Origin of the sequence: Salinimicrobium sp. 3283s, assembly GCF_039602225.1 — a bacterium.
Classification (GTDB): domain Bacteria; phylum Bacteroidota; class Bacteroidia; order Flavobacteriales; family Flavobacteriaceae; genus Salinimicrobium; species Salinimicrobium profundisediminis.
In genome coordinates this window covers 2069546-2095749 of the sequence record NZ_CP143631.1, presented here as the reverse complement: position 1 = coordinate 2095749, position 26204 = coordinate 2069546, and the positions used below count along the sequence as shown (strand labels likewise).

Annotated in this window: 27 protein-coding genes; 18 read left to right on the top strand and 9 right to left on the bottom strand. The window is 43.1% G+C overall.

The window, feature by feature from the left end; all coding sequences use genetic code 11:
• The first annotated feature begins 25 nt into the window (after positions 1–25).
• Both VS868_RS09285 and VS868_RS09280 read left to right on the top strand, forming a co-directional pair.
• Positions 26–496 (top strand): PIN domain-containing protein, encoded by a 471-nt coding sequence (locus tag VS868_RS09285; protein ID WP_345596951.1) that lies wholly within the window; start codon positions 26–28, stop codon positions 494–496.
• Positions 480–635 carry a hypothetical protein gene (locus tag VS868_RS09280; protein WP_266069414.1) on the top strand — a complete coding sequence of 52 codons (156 nt, stop codon included), beginning with the start codon at positions 480–482 and terminating at the stop codon, positions 633–635. Before VS868_RS09285 ends, VS868_RS09280 begins: the two co-directional genes overlap by 17 nt.
• Before the next feature lie 38 nt (positions 636–673).
• Here the strand turns inward: VS868_RS09280 and VS868_RS09275 are convergent, their stop codons facing one another.
• The gene (locus VS868_RS09275; RefSeq protein WP_345596949.1) at positions 674–1900 is read right to left on the bottom strand and encodes an NAD(P)/FAD-dependent oxidoreductase; all 1227 of its coding nucleotides are present in this window, start codon (positions 1898–1900) and stop codon (positions 674–676) included.
• A 127-nt stretch (positions 1901–2027) separates the two neighbouring features.
• Here VS868_RS09275 and VS868_RS09270 point away from each other — a divergent pair, with 127 nt between their 5' ends.
• The 6 genes from VS868_RS09270 (at position 2028) to VS868_RS09245 (ending at position 5697) form a co-directional block, all read left to right on the top strand.
• On the top strand, positions 2028–2885 hold the full coding sequence (locus VS868_RS09270; RefSeq protein WP_345596947.1) for an SDR family oxidoreductase: 858 nt from the start codon (positions 2028–2030) through the stop codon (positions 2883–2885).
• 48 nt (positions 2886–2933) lie between these two features.
• Positions 2934–3455, top strand: coding sequence for a YetF domain-containing protein (locus VS868_RS09265; RefSeq protein ID WP_345596945.1), 522 nt, complete (start codon positions 2934–2936; stop codon positions 3453–3455).
• Positions 3455–3721: a SemiSWEET transporter gene (locus VS868_RS09260; RefSeq protein WP_266069418.1), complete on the top strand. Its 267-nt coding sequence runs from the start codon at positions 3455–3457 to the stop codon at positions 3719–3721. The genes VS868_RS09265 and VS868_RS09260 overlap by 1 nt, the downstream gene beginning before the upstream one ends.
• Positions 3722–3827: 106 nt before the next feature.
• The gene (gene gntA / locus VS868_RS09255; RefSeq protein ID WP_345596942.1) at positions 3828–4505 is read left to right on the top strand and encodes a guanitoxin biosynthesis heme-dependent pre-guanitoxin N-hydroxylase GntA; all 678 of its coding nucleotides are present in this window, start codon (positions 3828–3830) and stop codon (positions 4503–4505) included.
• 6 nt (positions 4506–4511) lie between these two features.
• Entirely contained in the window at positions 4512–5132 is a 621-nt protein-coding gene (locus tag VS868_RS09250) for an FMN-binding negative transcriptional regulator (RefSeq protein WP_345596940.1), read from the top strand.
• A complete protein-coding gene (locus tag VS868_RS09245) occupies positions 5116–5697 on the top strand; it encodes an urea carboxylase-associated family protein (RefSeq protein WP_345596938.1) in 582 nt (193 codons plus the stop codon). Before VS868_RS09250 ends, VS868_RS09245 begins: the two co-directional genes overlap by 17 nt.
• Before the next feature lie 525 nt (positions 5698–6222).
• Here the strand turns inward: VS868_RS09245 and VS868_RS09240 are convergent.
• The 5 genes from VS868_RS09240 to VS868_RS09220 form a co-directional block, all read right to left on the bottom strand.
• Complete coding sequence (locus VS868_RS09240; RefSeq protein WP_345596936.1) at positions 6223–7566, bottom strand: serine hydrolase; 1344 nt, start codon at positions 7564–7566, stop codon at positions 6223–6225.
• Positions 7567–7788: 222 nt separating this feature from the next.
• On the bottom strand, positions 7789–9411 hold the full coding sequence (locus VS868_RS09235) for an aspartate:alanine exchanger family transporter (protein WP_266069424.1): 1623 nt from the start codon (positions 9409–9411) through the stop codon (positions 7789–7791).
• Between the two features lie 111 nt (positions 9412–9522).
• The gene (pflA, locus tag VS868_RS09230) at positions 9523–10311 is read right to left on the bottom strand and encodes a pyruvate formate-lyase-activating protein (RefSeq protein ID WP_266069425.1); all 789 of its coding nucleotides are present in this window, start codon (positions 10309–10311) and stop codon (positions 9523–9525) included.
• Between the two features lie 98 nt (positions 10312–10409).
• Entirely contained in the window at positions 10410–12647 is a 2238-nt protein-coding gene (gene pflB, locus VS868_RS09225; protein ID WP_345596934.1) for a formate C-acetyltransferase, read from the bottom strand.
• A gap of 524 nt (positions 12648–13171) precedes the next feature.
• A complete protein-coding gene (locus tag VS868_RS09220; protein ID WP_266069428.1) occupies positions 13172–14458 on the bottom strand; it encodes an OFA family MFS transporter in 1287 nt (428 codons plus the stop codon).
• A 150-nt stretch (positions 14459–14608) separates the two neighbouring features.
• Here VS868_RS09220 and VS868_RS09215 point away from each other — a divergent pair, with 150 nt between their 5' ends.
• Entirely contained in the window at positions 14609–15004 is a 396-nt protein-coding gene (locus VS868_RS09215; RefSeq protein ID WP_345596930.1) for a hypothetical protein, read from the top strand.
• Positions 15005–15103: 99 nt separating this feature from the next.
• On the top strand, positions 15104–15583 hold the full coding sequence (locus VS868_RS09210) for a hypothetical protein (protein WP_266069431.1): 480 nt from the start codon (positions 15104–15106) through the stop codon (positions 15581–15583).
• Between the two features lie 110 nt (positions 15584–15693).
• On the opposite strand, the gene VS868_RS09205 is transcribed toward VS868_RS09210, so the two are convergent.
• Genes VS868_RS09205 through VS868_RS09195 form a run of 3 tightly spaced genes read right to left on the bottom strand, consistent with a single transcriptional unit; the run spans position 15694 to position 18710 of the window.
• On the bottom strand, positions 15694–16566 hold the full coding sequence (locus tag VS868_RS09205) for a hypothetical protein (protein WP_266069433.1): 873 nt from the start codon (positions 16564–16566) through the stop codon (positions 15694–15696).
• A gap of 48 nt (positions 16567–16614) precedes the next feature.
• Complete coding sequence (locus tag VS868_RS09200; RefSeq protein ID WP_345596928.1) at positions 16615–17748, bottom strand: glycosyltransferase; 1134 nt, start codon at positions 17746–17748, stop codon at positions 16615–16617.
• Entirely contained in the window at positions 17745–18710 is a 966-nt protein-coding gene (locus VS868_RS09195; protein WP_345596926.1) for a hypothetical protein, read from the bottom strand. The genes VS868_RS09200 and VS868_RS09195 overlap by 4 nt, the downstream gene beginning before the upstream one ends.
• A gap of 73 nt (positions 18711–18783) precedes the next feature.
• Here VS868_RS09195 and ruvC point away from each other — a divergent pair, with 73 nt between their 5' ends.
• From ruvC to VS868_RS09155, 8 genes are all read left to right on the top strand, one after another.
• Entirely contained in the window at positions 18784–19341 is a 558-nt protein-coding gene (ruvC, locus tag VS868_RS09190) for a crossover junction endodeoxyribonuclease RuvC (RefSeq protein ID WP_266069437.1), read from the top strand.
• A gap of 29 nt (positions 19342–19370) precedes the next feature.
• Positions 19371–19730 (top strand): four helix bundle protein, encoded by a 360-nt coding sequence (locus tag VS868_RS09185; protein ID WP_345596923.1) that lies wholly within the window; start codon positions 19371–19373, stop codon positions 19728–19730.
• An 89-nt stretch (positions 19731–19819) separates the two neighbouring features.
• Entirely contained in the window at positions 19820–20938 is a 1119-nt protein-coding gene (gene hemW, locus VS868_RS09180) for a radical SAM family heme chaperone HemW (protein WP_345596921.1), read from the top strand.
• Between the two features lie 766 nt (positions 20939–21704).
• Complete coding sequence (locus VS868_RS09175; protein ID WP_266069443.1) at positions 21705–22457, top strand: cyclase family protein; 753 nt, start codon at positions 21705–21707, stop codon at positions 22455–22457.
• Positions 22454–22831 carry a DUF4260 domain-containing protein gene (locus tag VS868_RS09170; RefSeq protein ID WP_345596918.1) on the top strand — a complete coding sequence of 126 codons (378 nt, stop codon included), beginning with the start codon at positions 22454–22456 and terminating at the stop codon, positions 22829–22831. The genes VS868_RS09175 and VS868_RS09170 overlap by 4 nt, the downstream gene beginning before the upstream one ends.
• A gap of 17 nt (positions 22832–22848) precedes the next feature.
• Complete coding sequence (locus tag VS868_RS09165; protein ID WP_345596915.1) at positions 22849–23205, top strand: MmcQ/YjbR family DNA-binding protein; 357 nt, start codon at positions 22849–22851, stop codon at positions 23203–23205.
• A 5-nt stretch (positions 23206–23210) separates the two neighbouring features.
• Positions 23211–24986 (top strand): DNA mismatch repair protein MutS, encoded by a 1776-nt coding sequence (locus VS868_RS09160; protein ID WP_266069446.1) that lies wholly within the window; start codon positions 23211–23213, stop codon positions 24984–24986.
• A gap of 207 nt (positions 24987–25193) precedes the next feature.
• Entirely contained in the window at positions 25194–26195 is a 1002-nt protein-coding gene (locus VS868_RS09155) for a metal-dependent hydrolase (RefSeq protein WP_345596910.1), read from the top strand.
• The last annotated feature ends 9 nt before the right edge of the window (positions 26196–26204 follow it).

The following is a 26204-nucleotide window of genomic DNA, read 5'->3' as shown; positions in this document are numbered from 1 at the left end:
ATGCAAAATTTGGTAAATTTAATAGATGAAAAAACAGCGGATTTACATTGATACGTCAGTTTTTGGAGGATTTTTTGATATGGAATTTGAAGAATTCACCAAACCGCTTTTTGAACGAATAAATAATGGGGAATTTATAATCTTGTTTTCTGATGTCACTCAGGAGGAATTAAAATTTGCGCCCGGGAAAGTTAAGACCTTGGTGACCAGAATAAAAGCTGACTTGACCGATTTTCTCGAAACAGACGATGAAGCGGTGGAATTAGCCTTAGAATATCAAAAAGAAAAGGTAGTGGGAAAAACAAGCTATGCAGATTGTCTCCACATCGCCTTAGCGACAGTAAACCGAGCTGATCTTTTAGTAAGCTGGAATTTTAAGCATATAGTAAATATTGAGCGAATACGCGGGTACAATGCTATAAACATGAAAAATGGGTATAAGCAATTGGAAATTCGCTCACCAAGAGATATAATAAGTTATGAAAACGAAAACTAAAAAAGATTTTGATGCTGTCCAATTTATGCGGGAGCAACGAAAAACATTGAGCGAAAAATTATCAACCATGACTAAAAAAGAAATCGTTGAATATTTTAAAAGGAAACGCTTGGATAAAGAAATACGACCAAACGCCTAACAAAGTAAATAATGGTAGCCAGCAGAAAAAGCCTCAGATTATTCTAAAGTCATGGCTTTGGCTGCAAGAAATCCGCCGGTCCAGGCATTTTGGAAATTGAAGCCGCCGGTGATGGCATCAATGTTTAAAACCTCACCTGCCAAAAAGAGGTTTTTACAGACCCTACTTTCAAAAGTTTTAAAGTTCACCTCTTTTAGTTCTACTCCACCCGCAGTCACGAACTCTTCTTTAAAAGTACTCTTGCCATGCACCTGGAAAATGCCACAGCTAAGTTGGCTTGTTAATTCTTCCAGCTGCTGCTTATTGAGATCGGCCCAGCGAACCTCAACCCCAATTCCTGAAGCATTGACCAAACTTTGCCAAAGCCGTTTTGGCAGCTCAAACTGTGCATATTTATGTGGCGACTGTTTCGCATTGTCCTTTTTGAGGCGTTGCAGTTCTTCAGAAATTTCTTCAGGAGAAAGTTCGGGGAGCCAGTTGACTTTGATCTCGAAATTCTTTTTATCACTGAGTTCCCTTGCGCCCCAGGCCGAAAGTTTTAGAATAGCAGGCCCGCTCATGCCCCAGTGAGTGATCAAAAGTGGCCCTGATGTCTCCAGCTTTTCACCTCTAAGGCGAACAACAACATTTGTAGCCACTCCGGGGAGATCTTTGATTCGGGCATCGGTGATCTTGAAGGTGAAAAGCGAAGGCACGCCGGGGACAATATTGTGCCCCAGATCTTTGAGCATTTCCCACATTTTTGGATTGCTGCCCGTAGCCACTAAAATTTTTTCAGCAGTAAAAGTCTCTTGAGAGGTCACAATTTCCCAGCGGTCATTGTGCAATTGCACATCCTGCACAGCACGTTTGGTAAGCACCTCGATTTTTAACCTTTTTGACTCCTTTAGAAATAGATCTATGATGGTTTCTGAAGAATTTGATTCCGGAAACATCCTGCCGTCATCTTCGATCTTCAGCGGCACGCCTCTTTTCTCGAACCACTCGATGGTATCGCCGGTCATGAAGCTGTGGAAGGGTCCGCGCAGCTCTTTTTCGCCGCGAGGGTAGTTTTTAGTGAGTTCCTTCGGAAGAAATTCGGCGTGGGTAACGTTACACCTTCCGCCGCCCGAGATCCTCACCTTGGCAAGCACATCCTTTCCTCTTTCCAGGATGCAAATTTTGGCTTCCGGAGCCATTTCCCCAGCATTTATCGCAGTGAAGAATCCGGCGGCGCCACCGCCAATAATTACAATATCAAAAGAAAGAGGTTCCAAAAATGTCATTTTTCAGCCTCAAAGATATTCAAATTAAAGAGACGTTATTCTTTGTTTAAAGCTGCGCTAAATCTTTCTTAAACCTTCAGCAGCCTAAAGTGTGGTTCTCTAACTTTAAAATTCTAAAAGTCAAGCTATGGGCAAACCTAAAGACCTTCCGAAGCAGAAACAGAAAAAACAACCGGGAAACCAGCAAAAGATGCACCCCGAACCCGAGGTGATACGAAAAGATTATAAAGGCAGTGAAAAACTGAAAGGCAAAGTGGCTCTTATCACCGGCGGTGACAGCGGTATTGGTCAAAGTGTGGCGGTGCATTTTGCCAAAGAAGGCGCTAAAGTGGCCATTGTATATCTTTCTGAAGACAAAGATGCCAAAGAAACGGTCAAAATGATTGAAAAAGCAGGATCTGAAGGTTTGGCCCTAAAAGGAGATCTTAAGGATGAAAAGTTTTGCCAGGAAGTGGTGCAAAAAACTGTAGATAAATTCGGCGGACTCAATATTCTGGTCAATAATGCAGCCATGCAGTTCCCAAAAGAAGAACCGGAACAGGTAACGGCAGAACAGGTGAGGAAAACTTTTGAAACTAACATTTATCCGTATTTTTTCGTTGTCAATGAGGCTTTAAAACACCTTAAAGACGGCGATTGCATAATTAATACCACCTCGGTGACGGCCTATCGCGGCAGTGAGCACCTGCTCGATTATTCGAGTACAAAAGGCGCGATCACGGCTTTTACCCGCTCGCTTTCAAAAATGCTGGCTGAAAAGAACATTCGGGTGAACGCAGTGGCTCCCGGCCCTATTTGGACGCCATTAATCCCTGCCAGTTTTGATGCAAAACACGTAGCCGAATTTGGTAAAAAAGTGCCTTTAGGCAGAGCAGGGCAACCCAGTGAAGTAGGCCCGGCCTACGTATTTTTGGCCTGTAAAGATGCCAGTTATATCACCGGGCAGGTAATTCACGTGAACGGCGGCGAAGTGGTAGGCGCCTGATAAACCCCAGATGCTTATCTTGTTTCTCTTAACCAATGAAAAATTACTATGGAAGAATGGTTTAACATAGGCTGGGAAGCTGTAATTGCTATTTCGGTAAATGCGGTAGGAATTTATATCGCGATCATCCTGTTCACCCGACTCGCTGGAAAAAGAAGTTTTTCAAAAATGTCGAGCTTCGATTTCGCCATGACGGTGGCTATAGGTTCTATAATCGCATCTACAGTGCTTTCCAAAAATGTGAGCCTGGCAAGCGGAATTCTCGGCCTCGCTCTCATCTACGGTCTCCAGATTAGTGTTGCTTTTTTCCGAAGATATAAAGGAGTTGGTGAAGTGGTAGATAATTCTCCTTTAATGCTTATGGACGGGCAGAAAATACTTACACATAACCTTCACAGGGCAAAAGTCACCGAAGGAGATCTAAGGTCAAAGCTACGCGAGGCAAATGTGCTTAACCTCTCCCAGGTTAGGGCGGTGATTTTTGAGGCTACAGGAGATATTTCGGTGCTTCACAGCGACAATGTAGATGAAGTGCTCGAAGATTGGTTATTAAAAGATGTAGAACGCTAATGATAGGCTGGACAGAAATATTGGGCCTCACCGCAGGCGTTTTTACCACTGCGGCCGTCACCCCCCAAATTTGGAAAGCCTGGAAGACCAAAGAGGTAGACGACGTTTCTCCCGGTATGTTCTTTGTGCTCATTACCGGCCTGGCACTTTGGGTGACTTACGGGGTGATCACAAAAGACATTCCTATTATAGCTACCAATGGCGTTGCTTTTATGCTCAACAGCTTTATGCTTTTCCTCATTTACCGGTATCGCGAGAAAAGCTAACACATTAGGTAAAAAGCTGTTAATCTTACTTAAAACTCAACTAAGGGATTCTTAAACCTGCTGAAAACAACACTCTCAGCTATTATTTTTACTGAAATACATTTTTATGTCCCAGGTAAAAGAACAGCAAATTTCTGAAATTTCTTCCGCGAAATCTCAGTTTGAAGATTTTATAATAGGCAACAATCATCCATGTGTCATGGCCCAGACCGTGTTTAGCATGGACAAAGTGGACTTTCATGAATATGATAACTTCGGAAGCAGGGAAACCGCGAAAGCTATATTTGCCGATTTAAAGAAATACATCGCCGCATACGATTTTGAATCTAATGATTTTCTTACTTTTTTAGTCGGTTTTAAAGGTAAGCAGGATTATTCCGAAGAAGAATTTGAGAAGACCCTGTGGCAACAGTTACAGCATTTGCATGAGGTAGACGATGCCGAATGGGATGAGGCGGTAAGTCCCGATCCCGATAGTAAAAATTTCAGTTTCAGTCTTGGCGGGAAAGCCTTTTATATAGTGGGTTTACATCCCAACAGCTCCCGCAAGGCAAGGCAGGCACCTTACCCTGCCATTGCTTTTAACCTGCACTGGCAATTTGAGAAATTAAGGGAAATGAACACTTACCACACCGTAAGGGACAAAATTAGGGAGAGAGACATAGAGCTGCAGGGAGAGATCAACCCCATGCTCGAAGATTTTGGTGAACGCAGCGAAGCCCGGCAGTATAGCGGCCGAAAAGTTGGAGAAGAATGGAAATGTCCTTTTCTTCACGGAAAATAATTACGCATGTTTCGGCAAAAGAAATATCTCAAAAAAGATCCGCAGTACGTTTTCGATTTCATAGACCAGCATCCCTTCGCCACCTTTGTGTTGCAGGGGGAAGACCTCCTGGCTACACATATTCCGATTCTAATTGAAGGCACTCCCGAAAAATTCAGGTTGTATGGTCACATTGCCGAGGCCAATGAGCAATACAAGTTCCTGAAAGACGGTCTGGATGCCCTGCTTATCTTTCATGGGGCACAAGGCTACGTTTCCTCCTCCTGGTATAAGGACATTAACATTAGCACCTGGGATTATTCGGCTGTGCACGTTAATGTAAAGCTGAAGTTACAGTCGCGGGAAGAACTCGAAACAAATCTTCAGAATCTGATTCAGAGATTTGAGGATGATCAAAGAGACCCAATTTACTACAACGATCTTCCGCGGAACATGATCGAAGATCACCTTCCACTCATCACCGGATTTTGGTGTGAACCCCTAAAGGTGCAGGCCATTGCAAAACTCCATCAGGGATTTGAAAAGGATGATGTGCATTCTGTTTGCCGGCACCTTGAAGAAAGACAGGATCTTCAATCTTCACAACTAAGCAAAAACATAAAAAAAGAACATGGTACAGGTCATTGAAAAACAAACAGGCGCAGCATTTAAGCTTCAAAAAGGACAAAAATTGAAGGTCATAGATCCGCAGGGCGAACAAGTAAGCGATATGGTGCTTTTTAATGCTGAAGACCCGCGGGAAAAGATCTCTTCAGGAAAAACTTTAGACTTTGAGGAAAGCATTTTGATCACCAAAGGCGATTGGTTGTGGAGTAACCGAAGTAATAAAATGATGAAGATCCTGGAAGACACTAATGGTCGCAATGATTTCTTACTCGCCCCATGTAGTCCCGAGACTTTTAAGATCATGTACAACAATCCCGATTATCACCCCAGCTGCTTTGAAAATTTGTACACAAATCTGAAGCCTTTCAACATTGAACCTGATGATGTGCCGACAGCCTTTAATATCTTTATGAATGTGCAGTTTGACGAAAAAGGAAAGTTGAGTGTAGATCCGCCGCTAAGCAAGGCCGGAGATTATGTGCTCTTCGAAGCCGAAATGGACCTCATTGTCGCCCTCACCGCCTGCTCTGCCGAAGACAGTAACAACGGCAGCTTTAAGCCGATACATTACGAAATTCTGGATTAAGCGCAAACACTTCGGAAGAAAATCATTCCGTATAAATTACGGTTATCCTCAAGTAAAGGAAGGTAAGTAAAAAATTACAGAAAACGCGAGAGTAATCTACCCTGATGTTTTTAGCGCTCACTATTAATTTTAAGAAAAACTTGCTGAGTATCTCAAATGAGGGAAAACAAGTAATTCAAATAAAGTGCTGCAATCACTCCAAAAACGATAATAGACAGCAGGACGGCTTTATTGACTTTAAATTTCATTTAAAACAAATAGGGCTTTAAATGTAATAATTACAATATACCTCAGCTTGGTGTTAACAGAATGTTTGGACACTCTTTCCTTATTTTTCGACTAACCGCAGGTATCGCCGATAAAGTGCATAAGAGATCATATCCAAAGCTTGCTATCAAAGCAATATTTGGATTGCGGCGGTTGGAATTTTTCAGAAGTAAGTGCAAAAAGAAACTCGGGCTATTGTAGAAATTACTGGTACTCCTTCTAAAATAGTGGAATTCTTATTCCGAATTAAATGCCTGTTTATTTACCGTTATCAACTGCTGCAATGACTTCTCTTAGAAATACATTGAGGTCAAACTCCGGATGTTCAACAAGCCCTAATCGAACTACTACTAAATTTTTCGACGGAATAACGAATACATGCTGCCCCTGAAAACCGTTTGCTGAGTATAGATCGCGCGGCACATCTGAATATTCACCCCCGGCATTGAGCCAAAAATGCGCCCCATATTTCCCATCTGAGTCCTCGACAGGTTTTACCGTATAATCTATCCAGTCTTTACTAATGATCTGCTCCCCGTTCCAGTTGCCTTCATTGAGATACAACAAGCCAAACTTTGCCCAGTCGCGGGCGGTAGCCCATGAGTAGGAGGAGCCAACATAGTTACCGGCCAAATCGGTTTCCAAAGTCATTGAATTCATTCCAATTTTATCGATAAGTTGGGCGTACCAAAAATCGAGATATTCCTGGTGCGTATTAAACTGGTCCCTAATATATGCTGAAAGCAAATTGGAAATACCCGATGAGTAGTTCCAAATGATGCCGGGCTGCCCTTCAAGATTCTTGTGTAACTGCACCTCACTCATATCATCAGCCAGAAAAAGCATTTTGGTGACATCTGAAATTTTTGTGTAGTCTTCTTCCCACTTTAATCCGCTGTTCATGTGAAGCAGGTTGTTAAGAGTAATATTTTGTCTTTCATCGGCTTCCCATTCGGAAAAAAGATGATCGTTTTCTACAGAAATTCTTCCCTGCTTCGCCAACACTCCAAGAACTGCGCTGGTAATGCTTTTGGTCATAGACCAGCCTAATAGTTTCGTGTCTTTACTGAATCCGGGTGCATATTTTTCGGCTAACAATCTGTCTTTGTACAACACGACAACGGCTCTCGATTTATACTCTTCAAAAAAGGCATTTTTGAGTGCCAGTTCCAGCTGCCCGTAATCAACTTCAGGAAAGATGGTATCTACAGGTTTATTATTGCCGTAAGGATAAGGAAGAGAAGATGCGGCTTGCAGGCGGTTCGGCTTTGCTTTGGGCAGGTCATTTCGGCCAGTATCTTCGGGAAGAAGCACACACCCAAGACCGGGATTGTACATGGCAGTACGTTCTTTAAGTCCAAAAACGCTAGCAGAGGCAGTTTTGTCTTCCCTGTCGATTTCGTATTCAGCAAGATCTACAGGACTGAAATTATTATCCTGAGCAGCTACGCTCTGCGGCTCTCTTCCGGCTTCGTAAACACAGGAACACATATTTTTAGCGGCAAACCCGGTAATGAGGTTAAGCCGCGGATAGTAAATGTACGCCACAACCCCAAGGGCGAGGAATAACAGGACCAGAATAAATAAAAGGATCTTTCTCATGGAATGTATTGGAATCTTAAATATAAAAGTAAAATCCTTTACCTCCCAAAAATGTCATTTTTGACAACTATTTTTATTGGAATCAACTTCGGAAAACCCTGCTCCTTTTCTGAAATTTCCTACGACAGCTTCAGAAGTAAACTCGTCAAAGTTAGTCAGCAAAAATCTGAATTTAAACCGCTCCCAGAAAAAATATGCTCCCGAAGAAATTGATGTTAGCTTTTATAAGATGAAACTAAGCACCTGGGTGAAGATGATGATCGCCACCAGTGCCAGCGGGTACACAGTAGCGTATGCAACCTGCGGGCCTTCACTACTCGTCATGGAATCTACCGCACTTAGGCCTGGCGTACTGGTCATTCCTCCCGTTAGAGCTCCCAGTACCGACAGGAAGTTCATTTTGAGAATGATCCTGGCCACCAGTACCACAATGATCATAGGGATAAGTGTAATGGCCGCCCCAATGGCGAAGAGGCTTAACCCGTATTCCTGAATGGTGGGCCCTAAATGGCTGCCTGCCGAAAGCCCCACGGGAATGAGAAAAAGCAAAAGACCAAACTGTCGCAGAATGTGATTTCCGGTGCCCGGTAGATTCCATAGAATGGGTCCGGTTTTTCCAATCCTACTCAACACAAGAGCAGCAAGCAGGACGCCGCCGGTAAGCCCGAGCGAAAAAGAGCTGCCACCGGGAAGAGGGATTTCAATTGCCCCAATCATCAAACCTATTATAATACCAAGTGCCACAGGCAAAAAGCTGGTAGTTTCAACCTCTTTCATGCTGTCTCCAAAGAGCAGACTTAGTCCGTTTACGTTTCCTTTAGTAGATGAAATGAACAGGCGGTCGCCAAACCTCAGTTTTACTGATGGTCTTGCCGGCAGGTCTATCCCGGCCCTTCTAATTCGCGTAACCGTTGCTTTATAGTTCTCTCTAAGGCTGAGTTCTCCCAAAGTCTTACTCACCACGTTACGTTTGGAAATCACGTACCATCTCACTTCAAACATTCCGCTTTCGGGAATCTCGATGTCTGTGGGGTGTCCTAAAAGAAGTTCTACCCTTTTAAGTGCTTCAGTGGTACCTACAGCCCTTACCACGTCTCCTTTCCGAAGAACAAGATCGGCTGCGGGTGGAATGGAGGTTTCATTCGCTCTCATGACCCGGGAAATATTCGCCTTGGTCATCATTCTAATATCAAGCTCTCCAATGGTTTTCCCATCGGCATTTTCGTTGGTCACCATAAAGTTCTTATGGCCCACTTCGGGAATTTTAGTTTGTGTTTCTTCAATGTACTTCTGTTCTTCCCTGGCCATATTGGTTGCGAAAATCTTAGGCACCAGCCTAACAAAAAGAATGACCCCCACTACTCCAAAAGGGTAAGCAATACCATATCCAATAGATGCCAAAGAAGAGCCTGTAGCTTCGATAGCAGCTGCCAGACCCGGAGTACTGGTTAGCGCCCCAGAAAATAATCCTACAGCAATCCTGTAATCAATATCTAATACCTGTGCCAAAACAAGCGTTGTAACAGCACCCGCAAAAACAGTCAAAAAAGCCATGCTGATGAGCTTTCTTCCCTGAGATTTATATACCTCAAAAAAGGTGGGACCAGCCTGCATCCCAATGGTAAAGATAAACAGCAACAATCCTATTTGCTGAATAATGCCTGGTAAGGCAAACTCCACACCCTGCGAGAACATTGCGTAGCCGTAAAACATTGCGACAAAGATCACTGCCGAAGAATCCAGCGACAAACCTTTATAGGAAACCTTTCCCAGGATGATCCCTATACCTATAATTATAAAAAGAGCAACATAATCGGTACTTAGAAAGTCCAGTAGTGCAGACATGATTATCTTATTTTGATTTTTGAACTATTGAAAAAGACCATCCAAAAGTAGCCTTTTCAGGAACTAATTTTTAGCTGAAGCCGGATGAAATTTCTTCGGAATTTTTCAGGATCAGTTTACCCGTACTTCCCGGAAGTATTTTCTGAAAATAGAGGCAGCATTTTCAAGAGTCTCAGCGTTTGGAGGGCTTACATCCTTCAGCTTATATTCCATGCCCAGAGCTTCCCATTTGTGTACCCCAAGCTGGTGATAAGGCAGGATTTCTACCCGCTCTATGCTTTTATAATCTTTAAAATGCCTGCCCAGCTCATGCAGGTGTTCTTCCTGGTCACTCCAGCCGGGAACCAGCACATATCTTAGCCACATGGGTTTACCGGTACTTTCGCGGTATTCGGCTATTTTAAAAGTACTCACATTGGAGAGGCCGGTGAGTTTTTTATGCCATTCGTTGTTAAAATGCTTTACATCGAGCATCAGCAAATCGGTCACATCGAGCAGGTCTTTGGCCTGCTGGTCTATTACGCGCCCATTGGAATCAAGCACCGTATTGATATTCTCATCGTGCAGGCGGTCAAATAACTTTTTAAGAATGGCCCGCTGCAACAAAGGTTCCCCTCCCGAAACGGTAACGCCTCCTTTATCGCGAAAGTAAGGCTTCTGTTTTACCGCACGCGCTACAATCTCATCTAGATCCAAAAAATGCCCTCCTTTTACATCCATGGTATCGGGATTGGCACAGTAAAGACAGCGAAACTGGCAACCCTGCACAAATACTACCATTCTAATCCCGGGGCCGTCGTGGGTACCAAAAGACTCTATGGAGTGTACCCTAAGCTGTTCAGAATCTGGTGCGTTTAATTGTGCAACCTCCTGTTTAACCAAAGATCCATCCTTTATCATAGCATTTATTTTTTGAGGAAATTAATAAAAAAGATCAGGAGATTTCGATTGGGGGTCTCTGAAATCTCCTGATGCTCAATTAAAAACTCAATCCTAAACTACATTCTTTCGTGGAAGGTCCTTGCGATCACTTCCAGTTGGTGGGCTTTTGAGAGCCTTATAAAGTTTACCGCATACCCGGAGACCCTAATGGTCAACTGTGGATAATTCTCGGGGTGCTCGTAAGCATCCATGAGGGTTTCGCGGTTAAGCACATTCACATTGAGGTGGTGAGCGTTGAGGCCAAAGTAGGCATCCAGCAATCCGACCAGGTTTTCCATTTGTCCTTCCCTGTCACTTCCCAAAGATTTAGGAACAATAGAGAAAGTATTGGAGATTCCGTCTTGCGCATCCCGGTAATCTAACTTGGCTACCGAGTTCAAAGAGGCTATTGCGCCGTGTTCATCGCGCCCATGCATAGGGTTTGCACCTGGAGCAAAGGCTTCACCTGCTTTTCTACCATCGGGTGTGGCACCGGTTTTCTTACCATACATCACGTTAGAGGTGATGGTGAGCAGAGAAAGGGTAGAGAAAGCGTTCTTATAACATTTATGTTTAGCCAGTTCCTGAGAGAAAAACTTAGTGATCTCACGTGCAATACTGTCTACTCTTTCATCATCGTTTCCAAATTTTGGATACTCTCCTTCTACTTTGAAGTCTACAGTAAGGCCTTCCTCGTTTCTTATGGCTTTTACTTTTCCGTATTTAATGGCCGAAAGTGAATCGGCAATAATAGAGATACCTGCAATTCCATAAGCCATATCAATGCCAGGGTCTGAGTCTACAAATGCCAGCTGTGCTTTCTCGTAGTAATACTTATCGTGCATATAGTGGATGATGTTCATGGTCTTGGAATATACCCGGGCCACTTCAACCATCGACTTTTTGAAATTAGACATTACTTCTTCATAATCGAGGTAATCACTTTCAAGCGAAGGTATTCCCTCTAACAACGGCTGACCTGAATTCTCTTCCCTACCATTGTTAAGTGCCATTAACAGGGTCTTTGGCAGGTTTACACGAGCTCCAAAGAACTGTATCCTTTTTCCTAATTCCTGGTAAGAGACACAACAGGCAATTCCATAATCATCAGAACCTCTAACCAGTCTCATCAAATCGTCATTTTCATACTGAATTGAAGATGTATCTATAGAGACTTGGGCACAGAATTTTTTAAATCCTTCAGGGAGATCCTGTGACCAAAGTACTGTGAGGTTGGGTTCAGGAGAAGCTCCAAGGTTATAAAGAGTTTGTAAGAATCTGAAGGAAGTTTTGGTAACTTTTGTTCTTCCATCCTGGAACTGTCCGCCAATAGCTTCAGTTACCCAGGTAGGATCTCCTCCAAAAATTTCGTCATATGCTTCAGGACGCAGGTGCCTCACCATACGCAGTTTCATCACAAATTGATCAATAAATTCCTGAGCTTCTTCTTCAGTAATTAAACCTTCATTAAGATCCCTTTCAATATATATATCGAGGAAGGAAGAAACGTTACCCAAAGACATGGCGGCTCCATCCTGCTCTTTCACAGCAGCAAGGTAGGCCATATACACCCACTGTACAGCTTCACGTGCATTTTGGGCAGGTCTTGCAAGATCGAGACCGTACATGGCTCCCATCTTTTTTATATCTTTAAGAGCAATGATTTGATCTGTGATCTCTTCGCGAAGACGAATCTTGTGCTCGGTCATTTCACCATCTACAAGTCGCTTATCCTCTTCTTTTAGTTCAATTAAGCGATCTATACCATAAAGGGCAAGGCGGCGATAATCACCAATGATTCGGCCACGGGCGTAGTTATCGGGCAATCCGGTAAGGATACCATTTGATCTATAACTTCTAATCTCATCGTCATATGCAGCAAACACAGCGTTGTTATGATCTTTGGTATAATCAAAGATCTCTTTAACACGCTGTGTTACCTGCTGACCTTTTTCGGCCACAGCACCTTCTACTACACGAAATCCACCAAAAGGCTTCATGGCTCTTTTTAAAAGCTCATTGGTTTGTAAACCTACTATAACCTCAAGATCTTTATTGATGTAACCGGGGCCATGACTGGTAATACCCGAAATAGTCTCGGTATCTATGGCCCTGCAGCCATTTCGTTCCCGCTCCTCTTTCATGGCAGCGAGGCATATTTGCCACAGCTCTTTGGTTCTCTCTGTAGCACCGGCGAGGAATGAATCATCACCATAATAAGGCCTAACATTAAGGGTCACGAAATCCCTTACATCAATTTTCCTGTTCCAGGTTCCTTCGCGGAACTCTAGTACTTCCTGAGATAACTTTAGCATCTTTTCTTCTTTTTGCTGAAGAGGTCGTTTTTTAAATTTTCTACTCTTCAAACTTAATTACACTGCAAATTTCCATCAGAAAGCCCCCTTTTTTTATGATAATAATCATAATTCGACCTGGCGCCGGTAGAGAAAATAGCTTCAATCGTTTTAGTTGATAAATAGATTTTACTACAACGTTACCGTGCAGGAAAATTTTTTGCACTTTGATAAAATCGTGTTACACGAACCCTAAATTTCTTCGGAAAAAGTGTTGGAACCCATAGCAACATAGTGCCATGAGCTGTAGAAAAGCCGTGGTGGAAACACGCTGCCAACTAAACACGGACATAAAACCCGATTTATTGGCAGCCATAGAGAAAACTAAAGAGAAGAGATCAAATTATTGATTCCTGTATAGCTCCAATAGTAAATCACTTTGGGAGACATGCCCTTGAAACACTTCAGAAAAACACGTTCTAAAATTTCAAACCTCTACTCACAAGGTAATCCCAGGGATGTTTTCAACTTAAAATAAAATATAGCTATCCCTTAGAAGTAGAAGGAGCTGCATTTGAAATTGGAGGAGCTATTGTTTCGTCTTCACCCGTCACCGCCAGTTTTTTCACATCCCGGCGAATAATTACTGAAAGCAGAAGGGCAATAACCAGCAAACCCGAAAAGATATACAGGGTAGAGTTATAGCTGGTAGAGATAGAACGCGCCCATGCAGCCAGTAAAGGCCCTGCCATTCCTGCTGCAGCCCAGGCAGTGAGCATATAGCCAAGAATAATCCCCAATTGGCGGGTGCCAAAAAGGTCTTTTATAAAGGCCGGCACAGTAGCAAAACCTCCCCCATAGCAGGAGATGATCACAAATACAAGCAGCTGAAACACCCATGCATTTGTAACCTGTGGCAGCACCAGAAAAGCAATGATTTGCACAATGAAAAATGCGCTAAACACATTAGGCCTTCCAATAGCATCAGAGAAGGAAGCCCAGCCAATACGGCCCAGGCCGTTGAACAAGCCCATCACTCCCACCATAGTGGCTGCAGCAACTGCGGTTAATCCGGCAAACTCCTGCGCCATGGGTGATGCTGCCGAAATAATGGCAATTCCGCAGGAAATATTGATAAAGAACATGAGCCATAGCAACCAGAACCGCCTGCTCTTTATTGCTTCTCCTGCAGTAAGCTCAACCGAAGAAGTCACTACCACCTTTTTCAGCTCTTTTGCAGTCTCTCCGGGAGACCAGCCTTCTGGGGGTAAAGAAAGGTACAGGGAAGACAGAAGGATCACCACAAAATAAATACTTCCCATAAGATAAAAAGTATTTGCAATGCCTATAGCTCCAATAAGGTACACAATTAAGGGGCTGCTTATAAGTGCTGCAAAGCCAAAGCCCATCACTGCCATGCCCGTTGCGAGCCCGGGTTTATCGGGAAACCATTTAATGAGTGCCGAAACAGGGGTAATATATCCCAGCCCAAGCCCAATACCTCCCAACAGCCCGTAAAACAGATATAACAAATAAATAGATTCAAGTTCTATAGCGAGGCCCGACCCGGCAATACCAGCTCCAAAGAGAACTGCAGTAAGAATACCCGACCTTCCGGGGCCGTTCTTTTCAAGGAAATGCCCAAGAAAAGCTGCTGAAATACCCAAAAAGAATATTGCCAGGCTAAATGTGAATTGCGTCTCTTTTAAATCCCAACCCAGTTGTTCGGTAAGGGGCGTAGTGTATACGCTCCACGCATATACCGAACCAATTGAAAGATGCATACCAACTGCAGATGCGGCAATAAGCCAGCGGTTTTTTACTTTTCCCATGAGAAAGAGAATTAAAAGAGAATTTTTGGCAAAATAAGTAAAGTTGCATAGAGTAAAACATGACATGAGTCAGCCGCAGGTAATTGTTTCGGGATTCACGGCTCTTTTATTTAGAAATCTCTAATTTTGCAGCCGCTAAAAAGCCTAAAAATGACAGCAGAAGAAGGGAACTCCCAATCTCACTTACCCCAGCTATATTCCAAAAGCCTTATTTTGGTCTTTGCCTTACTTTTTTCAACCATTTTTGCAGCCGTCATTCTTATGTCAAACCTAAGAACGCTGGGAAAAAAGAAAGAAGCCGGGTGGGTACTCGTCTTTGCCGTTGTTTATCTTTTTGCCACCGCAATAGTCATGCAGGCTTTTAGCCTCTCCCCTTCCATGACGGCAATAGCCAACGTTATTGGCGCCGCTATTCTCAACGAATTCTTCTGGAACAAATTCATTGGCCGTGACCTTGAATACCAAAAGAAAAGCTGGATGAAGCCCATGCTTATTGCCGTAGGTATTGCCCTGGTACTGTTCTTTGTATTAATGGGCAGTATGTAATTTTAAAGTTGCTTTGAAAATTACAAAATCAAGCAGTATATAGAATTTTTTCGGCAAGCTCCTTAATTTCACTACTTTTGGACTAAGCTTTAGTGCCGAATGAAGAAAACTTTATTCTTAATATTTCTGTGTTCAATATTTGTCTCCTGCGAGGAGTTTAAGACGCGCAAAATATCTTCGGAAGAAATTCTGGTAGAAGAGACCCGTGATTTCAACTGGCATGAGGTAGATCAATACCCTGCTTTTTCTGAATGCCGCAGTATTACTGAAGTCGAAGCCGCAAAGTCGTGTTTTGGGAATAAAGTTGCCCGGTATTTTTACTCACGTCTTGAAGCAAAACAACCTGTAGTGACCGAAGCTTTAGACGATACATTATATCTGTATCTCAAAATTTCCGAAAAAGGCAAACCGGCAATAGATTCTATGGAAATAGATTCCCTGGTAATCGGCCAACTGCCCGAAATCAAATCCTGGCTTTCCCAAAGCGTAGATTCTTTACCAAAGATCTATCCCGCCACCAAACGCGGTATCCCGGTAAAAACCACTTTCCGGATGCCGATAGTGATCAAAGCAGAATAGTTAGGAAGTACGAAGGTAGAAGGACGAAGGTAGATGTACGAAGGTGGATGTACGAAGGTGGAAGTACGATTGTTGTATGTAGAAGTGAACTCTGAACTCATAACTCTGAACTACAAACTATACTTATACCCTACCGTAAAGTCGACCGGGAATTTACCATTACTGTCCAGCACAATTGCAAAAAAATCGTTATAACCTAGAGTAATAAAGCTGGTGGGTGTGATCTTGATGTCGCTGCCCAGCCCAAAGCTTAAAGGCGCCGTGAATGTAAATCCGCTTTCATCCTGGACGGAAACGACCTTGCCCGCATCATTTTTCACCGCAGTTGTTTCAGAAGAATAATAAAGCGTAGCCAGTCTTGCATCAACATGTAAATCAAAATTTTTAAAATATAAGGCCTTAAACCTGTAATTCACTGAAAGATGAGTAGCGCTGTACTGGTACTCGTCCTGCTCAAAATTATGCCGCAGCTGCAAAAAAGCCGAATGCCGTGGTGCCAGGTTTGGGTCGTAGAATTCATATTCAAGCCCCAGCACCGGCGCCAGGATATTTTCGGGATTATCAGTATAAATATTGTTAGACAAGCCTGTGAAAATGCTTATGCGTTGTAGAATATTTTTGGTTGATTCATTCTTTACATAATCTTCCTGCACAATCGCATTGTAAGTATTGGTGAAATGCCTAAGGCTATACAGCACAAATTTTACATCACGGGTATTAATTTTTGCATCTGTTGTCAATTCTGAAAGTTGTTCCCTGAATCTTCCATTTCCATCGGGGTTTAAAAGCTCAACCATGCGCTTTTCTTTCTGAACAAAATAGCGATACTCGAGATCATCTTCGGTCCAAAAGAGGCTTAATGGTCCCTTCACCTCTCTTTTGAGTTGCAACGTATCATTGTTGATGATATAGACATTTTGTGCAGCCAGTGGCAGGGTGAGGCAAAAGAACAGGCCTGTGAAAAAAATTCTTGCTTTCTGCATTTTCGTGGTTTCACTTGAAATAAATATAATAAAAAATCAAGGGGAGCTTTACTTTTTAAAATGCCGCCCCTTCCAATCATAACCCGAAAAAAGGGAAAATATCGCCACGCCACTGCTAAAAAAAGGATAAAGTATACTGCTCAAAAAGTACATTTTCATGCCCCTTTCCCTTCCAAAAAGTTTGGCGCTGCTGTAAATAAGGTAAAAATCTACATTAAATTTAACCAGGAAGACCATCAACAGCAAGGTTGGAGTTTCAATTCCCACTAACACGAGCAAACTAAGGGTCACGATCAATAAATTCATAAGAAACACGAGTAAACCCAGGCTTTTTGGGAATAACTTCTGGTAAGCTGAAGTCTTTGCAGCCCATCGCACCCGTTGATAGAACAACTGCTTCCAGGAAGAGGCAGGTACTGTGAATACAACTGCCCCTGCACTCTTCAAAAATGCCGTTTTTAGTCCTTCTTTCTGAAATTTTTCCAGCAAAAAAATATCGTCCCCACTGGCCACCTCAGCATTGCCTTCAAATCCGCCGACCTTCAAAAATGCCTTTTTTGAATAGCAAAAATTTGCACCGTTGCACATAAATGGAATATCAACACCAAAACCTCCAATGGTAGCTGCCTGTAAGCTGAAGAAATCTACTTCCTGAAAACCTTTCAAAAATGTCATTTTTGAGCCTTCAGTTTTTATCGCGACCGGGGCGGCAACAGCTGCTGCGCCACTCTCAAGTATATGGGCGTTGTAAAGGGCCAGCAGGTGGGGCGGCAACTCACAATCGGCATCGGTGGTTAGGATATAATCGTTGGCCGCACCTGCAATTGCCAGGGCAAGTGCATCCTTTTTGGGGCTGCCCGATTTTCGGCGGTTCTGCAACAGCTTCAGGCGGAGTTGAGGATTTTGCTTCTGAAATTGCTCCCAAATCGCTTCCGAAGTATCTTCTGAAGCATCGTTCACGGCAATGATCTCAAACATTTCTGCCGGATACTTCAGCTTCAGTAGAGATTTAAACAAAAGCTGAAGGTTTTCAGCTTCATTCCGGTAAGGAACGACTATGGAAAAACTGATTTTTGGAACCGAATCACTTCCGTAGAAATTTTTGACCTTCGAAAATCCGTAGAGCAGGAAGAGCGTTGCCAGCACATAAAGCAGCGTGATGATCACGGCCGCGATGATCATGCTACGGCGTGTTTGGCTTTTTTATACCTGAGCACGTAGTAACTTCCGGCAAGACCGGGAAGCCCGAAGTTAAGTATCCAAACCGTGAGCACGATAGTGAGTACAATAATTTGGGGCACCTGTAACATTCCGAAGATCCATACCGCAAATCCGCCTTTTATGAAGGCGTCAAAAATGATCATAGTAGGGATAATGGATGCCAGGATATACGTGCTAAAAACGGCCGAGATAAGTAAAGGGTAAGTCACGTCTACTTTGAATTCCAGCAGCAAAAAATAGAATTGATGGGTGAAGATCAAAAACCTTATACTGGCAAAAAGGAGGGTTTTCCACCTTATTTTTTCTGAAACGTTGTGAAAGGATTCTTCCAAACGTTGAATGGAGTAGCCTTTAATTCGAATCCGGAATTTTTTCATCACCACATAGATGATAAACGGCGCAAATAAAAGGCCCGACACCATAATAATATTGAATATGGGCAGGGCAAGGTCCAGCGAAGTGATGAGAAACAACAGGCCTGCAATCCCAAAGAAATAGGTGGCAAATAGTTGGGCGGTATTTCCCAAAAAGTTCAAAAAGATAATCTTTCTCCAGGCTGCCCGGGTATAGTAAAGGCACTTGGCGCCATATTCCCCGATGCGGCTGGGAGTAAATATGGCTGCCGTGAAAGAGGCAAGGCTCTCTCGCATGGCGGCTTTAAAGGAATTCTCGCGCACATGACTGCTTAAGGTCTGCCATTTTAAGATCTCAAAATACCAGTTTAAGACAGTGAGAATAACCAAAATCACGATGTTGGAAAAGGAAAAGATCCTGTAATCATTAAGAATATCAACGAAGCGATCAAAGTCCATTGCTTCATCGTTGGTCACTTTATACCAAATAAATGATACTGCGGCCAATACCACCAGTACTTTGAGAACTAGTGAGAAGAATTGATTAGCTTTGTGCGAGGTTATTCGCATGAATTTATTTAAGAACCGGAAATTTCCGGCATTATATCACCGGCTGGTTTGAACCTACAATATTACGAAGCTTTTGAATACTGAAAAAATCATTTTAGGCATTGATCCCGGCACTACCATAATGGGCTTTGGGCTTATTAAGGTAGTGAACAAGAAAATGTCTTTTCTCCAGCTCAACGAGCTCGAGCTCCAAAAGTACAATGATCCTTATATAAAACTTAAATTAATTTTTGAACGCACTGTAGAACTCATCGATACCTGGAACCCAGATGAGATCGCTATTGAGGCTCCTTTCTTCGGAAAAAATGTGCAATCTATGCTTAAGCTGGGGCGCGCACAGGGAGTAGCAATGGCAGCAGGTCTTAGCCGGGAGGTTCCGGTTACAGAATACTCTCCAAAAAAGATAAAAATGGCCATCACCGGAAACGGAAACGCCAGCAAAGAACAGGTCGCCGGAATGCTTCAAAGCCTGCTTTCCCTCAAATCCCTGCCCAAGAACCTCGATGCCACCGACGGACTCGCAGCTGCAGTTTGCCACTTCTATAACTCGGGGAAGGTGGAAGTTGGGAAAAGCTACACCGGGTGGGAAGCTTTTGTAAAGCAAAATCCAAATAAACTCAATAAACAATGATCAATTAGCAATAATCAAAAAGTTTTGTCATGGAAAGAAAAGAGAATGTTCTGGATGAGAAATCCTTTGATTTTGCGGTTAAGACCGTGAAGCTTTATAAAAAGATCATTAAGGAAGAAAAAGAATATGTACTGCCAAAGCAATTTCTTAGATCCGGCACTTCCATAGGAGCAAATGTTGCCGAAGCTAATGGAGCTATATCAACTGCAGATTTTTCTTCCAAGGTTTCGATAGCATACAAAGAAAGTCTTGAGACTAAATTCTGGCTTAGGTTGTTTGAAGCTACCAATTATATTGAGGCCGAAGAATTCCAGGACATGTTTGAGAAAGCTGATGAACTTTCGAGAATAATGTTTAGCATTTTAAAAAAGACCAGAATGAACAAGTAGTATAGTGATCTCTCCAAGATACCCTGATAACTTGTCATTTTTGATTTCTAATTATCTTCTGATAATTGATTATTGTTAATTGCTAATTGATGTATATACACATACCCTTTTGCAAACAAGCCTGTCACTACTGTGACTTTCATTTCTCGACTTCGGTAAAGAAGAAGCCCGAGATGGTGGAGGCGATTTGCAAGGAATTATTGCTGCGGAAGGAGGAAGTTTCTGGAAACGTGGAGACCATCTACTTTGGTGGCGGCACTCCGTCCCTGTTGTCTGCGGAAGAATTGCAGCAGATATTTGATGTGATTCACAGCAATTATTCTGTAGTAGAGAATGCTGAAATTACCCTTGAAGCAAATCCCGATGATCTTTCTGAAGAAAAGCTGAAGATGCTTGCAGCTTCTACTATAAACCGGCTGAGTATAGGAGTGCAGTCTTTTTTTGAAGAAGACCTGAAGCTTATGAACCGCGCCCATAATGCTGAAGAAGCTTTGGAATCCATAAAACTGGCGAAACAGTATTTCGGGAATATTTCTATTGATCTTATCTACGGGATTCCCGGCATGAGCAATAGGCGGTGGAAAGAGAATCTGCAAATTGCACTGGATCTTGAAGTGCCGCATATTTCCAGTTACGCATTGACTGTCGAGCCCAAAACTGCTTTAAAAAGCATGATCGAAAAAGGAAAGGTAGCGCCCGTAGAGGAAGAACTGGCCAAAGAGCAGTACGAGATCATGATCGAAACTTTGTCGGCTGCCAACTTTGACAACTACGAATTCTCCAATTTCGGGAAACCCGGATTCTTTTCCCGCAATAATACCGCTTACTGGTTTGGAAAGCCTTACCTGGGCATTGGTCCTTCGGCACATTCCTTTGACGGTTTTCACCGCAAGTGGAACATCAGCAATAATACGCTCTACATTAAAAGTCTTCAAAAAGGGGAAATTCCGGCAGAGATTGAGAAGCTGTCAATCTCAGATAGATACAACGAACTGGTAATGACCAGGCTCCGCACCAAATGGGGCATTGCTGTAGATGAGGTAGAAAGGAGCTTCGGAAAAAAATATAAGGATTACCTGCTTCGTGAAGCTACGGGGCTAATTGAAGATAAGCTACTTGAATGGCATAACAACCGGCTCCAGGTTTCCAAAAAAGGCAAATTCTTAAGCGACGGGATAGCTTCTGAATTATTTTGGGTAGAAAATTGATTTGTATTGTGATTGTGCCTCAACACATTTTTCATAAAAAAGGCTCCTGAAGGGGGATCCGATGTTTATGATGTTGCGGTGCGGATTGTACGACCCCATCGGGGTCGAATAATCGCCATCATTTTGTTATAAACATTGAATCCCGAAGGGATTCCTATTCTACCCCAAAAAATTATAAATCCCGAAGGGATTATAATCCATAAAAAAGTACCCTAAGGATCCAATGTTTATGATGTTGCAATGCAATGCGAATTGTACGACCCCATCGGGGTCGAATATTCCACCAACATTTTGTTATGAACATTGAATCCCGAAGGGATTCCTATTGCACCCCAAAAAATCATAAATCCTGAAGGGATTATAATCAACAAAAAAGGACCCCGAAGGGGTCCGATGTTTATGATGTTGCAATGCGGGTTGTACGACCCCATCGGGGTCGAATATTCCACCAACATTTTGTTATGAACATTGAATCCCGAAGGGATTCCTATTGCACCCCAAAAAATCACAAATCCCGAAGTGATTATAATCAACAAAAAAGGACCCCGAAGGGGTCCGATGTTTATAGCCCAAAAAATTCATGAATACACACAAAACATATTCCCCACGTAATACACGACCCCATCGGGGTCGAATATTTGGGTAAAGACATTTTACAGGTATTAAATATTAGGGTGGAAATCTTTCACAAAAACCTGTTAACCCATTCAATTCCATCTTCAAAAACCGCAAATATCCTGCTATCTTTGGTTCCATATTTTCAAGCATGCAGGCGATACTAAGACATAATCAAACCAACTATACCATCGACTTCTCCAAGCCCCTGGATATTTCCCTTAGTTTACGGGGTGATGACAAGAATCCGGTGGCGTGGTATTTAAAAGCCCCCAGGATTCAGCCCGTGCAGGAGGGAAACTGGGTTGGAAAGGTAAGCAAAGGCGGATCGGTAAACTTCAATAACATTTATTTCAATCCGCATGGGCATACCACCCATACTGAGTGTGTAGGTCATATTACTTCGGAATATCATGGGATCAATGAAAGCCTTAAAACCTTCTTTTTTTCAGCTAAATTAATCTCTGTAGAGCCGGTAAAGTCAGATGGAGATGAGATGATTACAAAAGAGCAGCTAAAAGCACATTTTAGAGAGGGAGAGGCGCAGGCGGTTGTGATACGTACGCTGCCAAACAGCATTGCAAAGCGCAGCAAACATTACTCTCACACCAACTGGCCTTACCTGAAGGAAGAAGCCGCGGTTTACCTTCGGGAGTGCGGAGTGCAGCATCTGTTGATCGACCTGCCTTCTGTAGACAGGGAAGAGGACGGCGGAAAATTACTGGCTCATAAAGCCTTCTGGAATTACCCTAAGAACACACGATTTGAAGCTACAATCACCGAGCTGGTTTACGTGCCTTCGCGAATTGAGGATGGTTTTTATTTTCTAAACCTGCAGCCTGCTTCTTTTGAGAACGATGCTGCACCATCAAGGCCCGTGCTTTACAAACCTGAGCAGATATGAAAACAACTTTAAAGCTGGAGGAGCTGGCTATGCTGCTCCTTGGTATCTATGTTTTTAGTTTTCTGCATTACCAGTGGTGGTGGTTTTTAGCCCTCTTTTTGGCGCCCGATCTTGGTATGATTGGCTACGCTTTTGGAAACAGAGCCGGAGCTTTTGTGTACAACCTTTTTCATCACAAAGCTGTGGCCATTGCGATCTATCTTGCCGGATCCTTTTTTCTTCTGCCGGTGTTGCAGCTCATCGGCGTGATCATGTTCTCACATGCCGCTTTTGACCGGATGCTGGGCTACGGTCTCAAATACAAGCAGGGTTTCCGGTACACTCATCTCGGTACTATTGGAAAGGCCCAGAAAGAAGATGATCAGCTTTCCTGATTTCTTATCTTTGAGCTATGGACGTAGATAGCTTCAGAAATTATTGCCTGGCGAAGAAAGGCGTCACCGAGGAGTTGCCTTTTGGCCCCGATGCCCTTGTTTTTAAAGTAATGGGTAAGATGTTTGCGCTTGCCGCTTTAGAAAGTGTTCCATTTAAGGTGAGCCTCAAGTGCGATCCCGAAAAAGCGCTTACTTTAAGAGATGAATACCCAGATTACATTGAAGGCGCTTATCATATGAACAAAAAGCACTGGAACAGCCTTCAGGTAGAAAGTCTTCCGCCGCAACTGGTGCGTGAGTTAATAGATCATTCTTACCTGCTTGTAGTATTGGGCCTCACAAAGAAACTTCAGCAGGAATTACAAAACCTATAAATTAAATGACACAGCAACCCGCAACTTTTTACAAAGCTCAAATAGAAAAATACCGCACACAGCTTCATGCAGCTTCAAGAAAATTGGGTCTTTCAAGCTTGTTGCGCTTCCTGGTATTCCTGGCAATCGCTTTTGCAGTCTATGCTTTTTGGGGAAATGCGACAGCCGTTGTGGCATCCCTGCTGGTGGGGATTGCCATTTTTGTGTTCCTGGTTTCCCGGCATTCCGATTTGCGGTACGAGCGGGATAAATTCAGAGAATTGATAAAGATCAATGAGACCGAACTTGAAGTGCTTAAGCGGAATTTTCACAACCTGCCAACAGGAGATGAATTTGCAGATCCGCTGCATCCATACAGTCAGGATATCGATCTCTTCGGAAGGGCTTCTTTTTTCCAGTACCTTAACCGCTCTACTTTAATTGAAGGCAAGGAGAAACTGGCACAGCTGCTGCTTTCTAATGATATAAATCAGATTGAACTGAAGCAGGAAGCAATAAAGGAACTTGCTGAAAAAGCCGACTGGCGGCAGAATTTCTCTGCTCTTGCTACTTTAGTAAAAACGGAAACCCGTACCGCCACCATCACCGGGTGGCTCAACAACTACAGGAACTTTGTACCCAAATTTATGAAGTGGTTGCCCCTGGTTTTCTCCACTATTTCAGGGGTAGTAATAACAGCCTTTTTTCTCGACTTTATCGGCGGAATCGAACTCGCACTCTGGTTCTTCGCGGGGCTGCTCATTACCGGATTTTTCCTGAAGCGTATCAACCTGCTCTCTACCAGTGTAAGCAAAGTGCAGGATACCTTCCATCAGTATTATCAGCTACTGGCGTTAATTGAGAACACGACATTTCATTCAGAATTACTGAAGAGGAACAAAGAAGAAATAGCTTCCGAAAAGCAAAAGGCTTCCGCCATTCTTAAGAAGTTTTCCAGGTCCATCGATTCCCTTGATCAGCGAAACAACATGATCTTTGGGGTGTTTGGCAACGGTTTCCTGCTGTGGGACCTGCGCTATTCCTGGAAGCTGGAGCAGTGGATAAAGGAACACGGGCAGGTGGTTCAAAAATGGTTTCGGGCTATAGAATTTCTGGATGCCTACAATTCCTTCGGAAACTTCGCCTTTAATCACCCGTCTTACGTTTTTCCTGAACTGCACCACGATTCCCATATTTCTGAAGCCACTCAGCTGGCGCATCCATTATTGGATCCAGAGAAACGAATAGCCAATGATTTTTCTATCGAAAAAGAGCAGTTCTTCATCATTACCGGTGCAAATATGGCCGGGAAAAGCACCTTTTTGAGGACTGTAAGTTTGCAGATCCTTATGGGAAATGTGGGGCTTCCGGTTTGTGCCACTGCCTGCCACTACACACCAATAAAACTCATCACCAGTATGCGCACTACAGATTCACTTACAGATGATGAATCCTATTTCTTTTCGGAATTAAAGCGGCTGAAGTTCGTGGTAGACGAGATAAAGACCGATAAATATTTCATCATTCTCGATGAGATCCTGAAGGGAACAAACAGCACCGATAAAGCCATTGGTTCCCGAAAGTTCATAGAAAAGCTGGTTGGCTCCAACTCTACCGGAATCATTGCCACCCATGATCTTAGCCTTTGTGAAGTTTCTGAAGAATTACCACAGGTGAAAAACTACTATTTTGATGCAGAGATCATCAACGACGAACTTAATTTTGATTACCGCTTCAAAAAGGGCATCTGCCAGAATATGAATGCTTCTTTCCTGCTGAAGAAAATGGAAATTGTCGATTGAAGTTAGACTTTAGAAGTACGAATTTAGAAGTTGGCGCGGATTTGCAATCCGTGCTGGAATTCAAATTTGAAATTTGGAAAAAATGAAATTGTGGATTAGCCCCTAACCCCAAAGGAAAATTACGCTTCAGAAAACAAAGTTCGCAGGATCTCAATCAATATACATTATTCCATATACAATATTCAATATACATTATACCTTTAAAAAGTGGATTCATTAACTCAAATAGTACTCGGTGCCACGGTGGGCGAAGCTGTTTTGGGCAGGAAAGTCGGGAATAAGGCGATGCTTTACGGCGCAATTGCAGGAACCATCCCCGATCTCGATGCGCTTGCGAGCAATTTCACCGACACAATAACCGCAATTGAGGTCCATCGCGGATTAACACATTCCATCTTTTTTGCTGTGTTGGCTTCACCACTTTTTGGGTGGCTCATTTCAAAGATAGAACGAAAGAGTGGCGTTGGCTGGAAAGGCTGGTCATGGCTCATGTTCTGGGGCTTGTTTACACATCCCCTCCTCGACTCTTTTACCACCTGGGGCACGCAGTTGTTCTGGCCGCACGACATTCGGCTGGCGTTTAAGAGTATTTTCGTGATTGACCCCTTATACACCCTGCCTTTCCTGGTTTTTCTTATTCTCGCCATGCGGCGTAAAAAAGAGGATCCAAAAAGGGCAAAATTCAATCGCCTTGGTTTGATTGTGAGTACAACCTACCTCATGCTCACGTTATTCCTGAAGTTTATTGCTCACCAACAGTTTGTAGAAGATTTAGAGCAGCAGGGCATATTTTACTCCCGCATCGATACGCGCCCCACTCCGCTCAATACCGTGCTATGGTCAGCTAATGTGGAGGCCGAAGAAGATTTTCTCATTGGCTATTATTCCTTTTTTGATGACGAGATGATACGCTTTGAATCGGTGCCAAAGAACCATCATTACCTGGGGAGTCTCAAAAATGACAAAAATGTGCAGCGTTTAATAAGCATCACCAATGGCTGGTACAGTATCTCCGAGAAAGATGGGTTCCTTTACTTTAACGATCTGCGCTTCGGAAAACTTAATCCTTCAGCTGAAGATTCAAATTTTGCTTTCAGCTATAAATTAATTCTGGAAGATGGCAGCGTAACAGCCGAAGAAGAGCCCAAGCGCCCGGAAGATGGAAAACAGATCCTTATAGATCTTTGGGAGCGCATCAAAGGCAATTAACTTCAGGAG

Bases quoted from the DNA above. Each gene is read 5' to 3' on its own strand.
- VS868_RS09165 (WP_345596915.1), top strand. From the start codon at position 22,849: ATGGACGTAGATAGCTTCAGAAATTATTGCCTGGCGAAGAAAGGCGTC.
- VS868_RS09245 (WP_345596938.1), top strand. From the start codon at position 5,116: ATGGTACAGGTCATTGAAAAACAAACAGGCGCAGCATTTAAGCTTCAA.
- gntA (WP_345596942.1), top strand. From the start codon at position 3,828: ATGTCCCAGGTAAAAGAACAGCAAATTTCTGAAATTTCTTCCGCGAAA.
- VS868_RS09220 (WP_266069428.1), bottom strand. From the start codon at position 14,458: ATGGGAAAAGTAAAAAACCGCTGGCTTATTGCCGCATCTGCAGTTGGT.
- VS868_RS09235 (WP_266069424.1), bottom strand. From the start codon at position 9,411: ATGTCTGCACTACTGGACTTTCTAAGTACCGATTATGTTGCTCTTTTT.
- pflA (WP_266069425.1), bottom strand. From the start codon at position 10,311: ATGATAAAGGATGGATCTTTGGTTAAACAGGAGGTTGCACAATTAAAC.
- VS868_RS09285 (WP_345596951.1), top strand. From the start codon at position 26: ATGAAAAAACAGCGGATTTACATTGATACGTCAGTTTTTGGAGGATTT.
- VS868_RS09265 (WP_345596945.1), top strand. From the start codon at position 2,934: ATGGAAGAATGGTTTAACATAGGCTGGGAAGCTGTAATTGCTATTTCG.
- VS868_RS09240 (WP_345596936.1), bottom strand. From the start codon at position 7,566: ATGAGAAAGATCCTTTTATTTATTCTGGTCCTGTTATTCCTCGCCCTT.
- VS868_RS09210 (WP_266069431.1), top strand. From the start codon at position 15,104: ATGAAGAAAACTTTATTCTTAATATTTCTGTGTTCAATATTTGTCTCC.
- hemW (WP_345596921.1), top strand. From the start codon at position 19,820: ATGTATATACACATACCCTTTTGCAAACAAGCCTGTCACTACTGTGAC.
- VS868_RS09170 (WP_345596918.1), top strand. From the start codon at position 22,454: ATGAAAACAACTTTAAAGCTGGAGGAGCTGGCTATGCTGCTCCTTGGT.
- VS868_RS09260 (WP_266069418.1), top strand. From the start codon at position 3,455: ATGATAGGCTGGACAGAAATATTGGGCCTCACCGCAGGCGTTTTTACC.
- VS868_RS09185 (WP_345596923.1), top strand. From the start codon at position 19,371: ATGGAAAGAAAAGAGAATGTTCTGGATGAGAAATCCTTTGATTTTGCG.
- VS868_RS09280 (WP_266069414.1), top strand. From the start codon at position 480: ATGAAAACGAAAACTAAAAAAGATTTTGATGCTGTCCAATTTATGCGG.
- VS868_RS09275 (WP_345596949.1), bottom strand. From the start codon at position 1,900: ATGACATTTTTGGAACCTCTTTCTTTTGATATTGTAATTATTGGCGGT.
- VS868_RS09175 (WP_266069443.1), top strand. From the start codon at position 21,705: ATGCAGGCGATACTAAGACATAATCAAACCAACTATACCATCGACTTC.
- VS868_RS09270 (WP_345596947.1), top strand. From the start codon at position 2,028: ATGGGCAAACCTAAAGACCTTCCGAAGCAGAAACAGAAAAAACAACCG.
- VS868_RS09215 (WP_345596930.1), top strand. From the start codon at position 14,609: ATGACAGCAGAAGAAGGGAACTCCCAATCTCACTTACCCCAGCTATAT.
- pflB (WP_345596934.1), bottom strand. From the start codon at position 12,647: ATGCTAAAGTTATCTCAGGAAGTACTAGAGTTCCGCGAAGGAACCTGG.
- VS868_RS09160 (WP_266069446.1), top strand. From the start codon at position 23,211: ATGACACAGCAACCCGCAACTTTTTACAAAGCTCAAATAGAAAAATAC.
- VS868_RS09205 (WP_266069433.1), bottom strand. From the start codon at position 16,566: ATGCAGAAAGCAAGAATTTTTTTCACAGGCCTGTTCTTTTGCCTCACC.
- VS868_RS09200 (WP_345596928.1), bottom strand. From the start codon at position 17,748: ATGATCATCGCGGCCGTGATCATCACGCTGCTTTATGTGCTGGCAACG.
- VS868_RS09250 (WP_345596940.1), top strand. From the start codon at position 4,512: ATGTTTCGGCAAAAGAAATATCTCAAAAAAGATCCGCAGTACGTTTTC.
- VS868_RS09195 (WP_345596926.1), bottom strand. From the start codon at position 18,710: ATGCGAATAACCTCGCACAAAGCTAATCAATTCTTCTCACTAGTTCTC.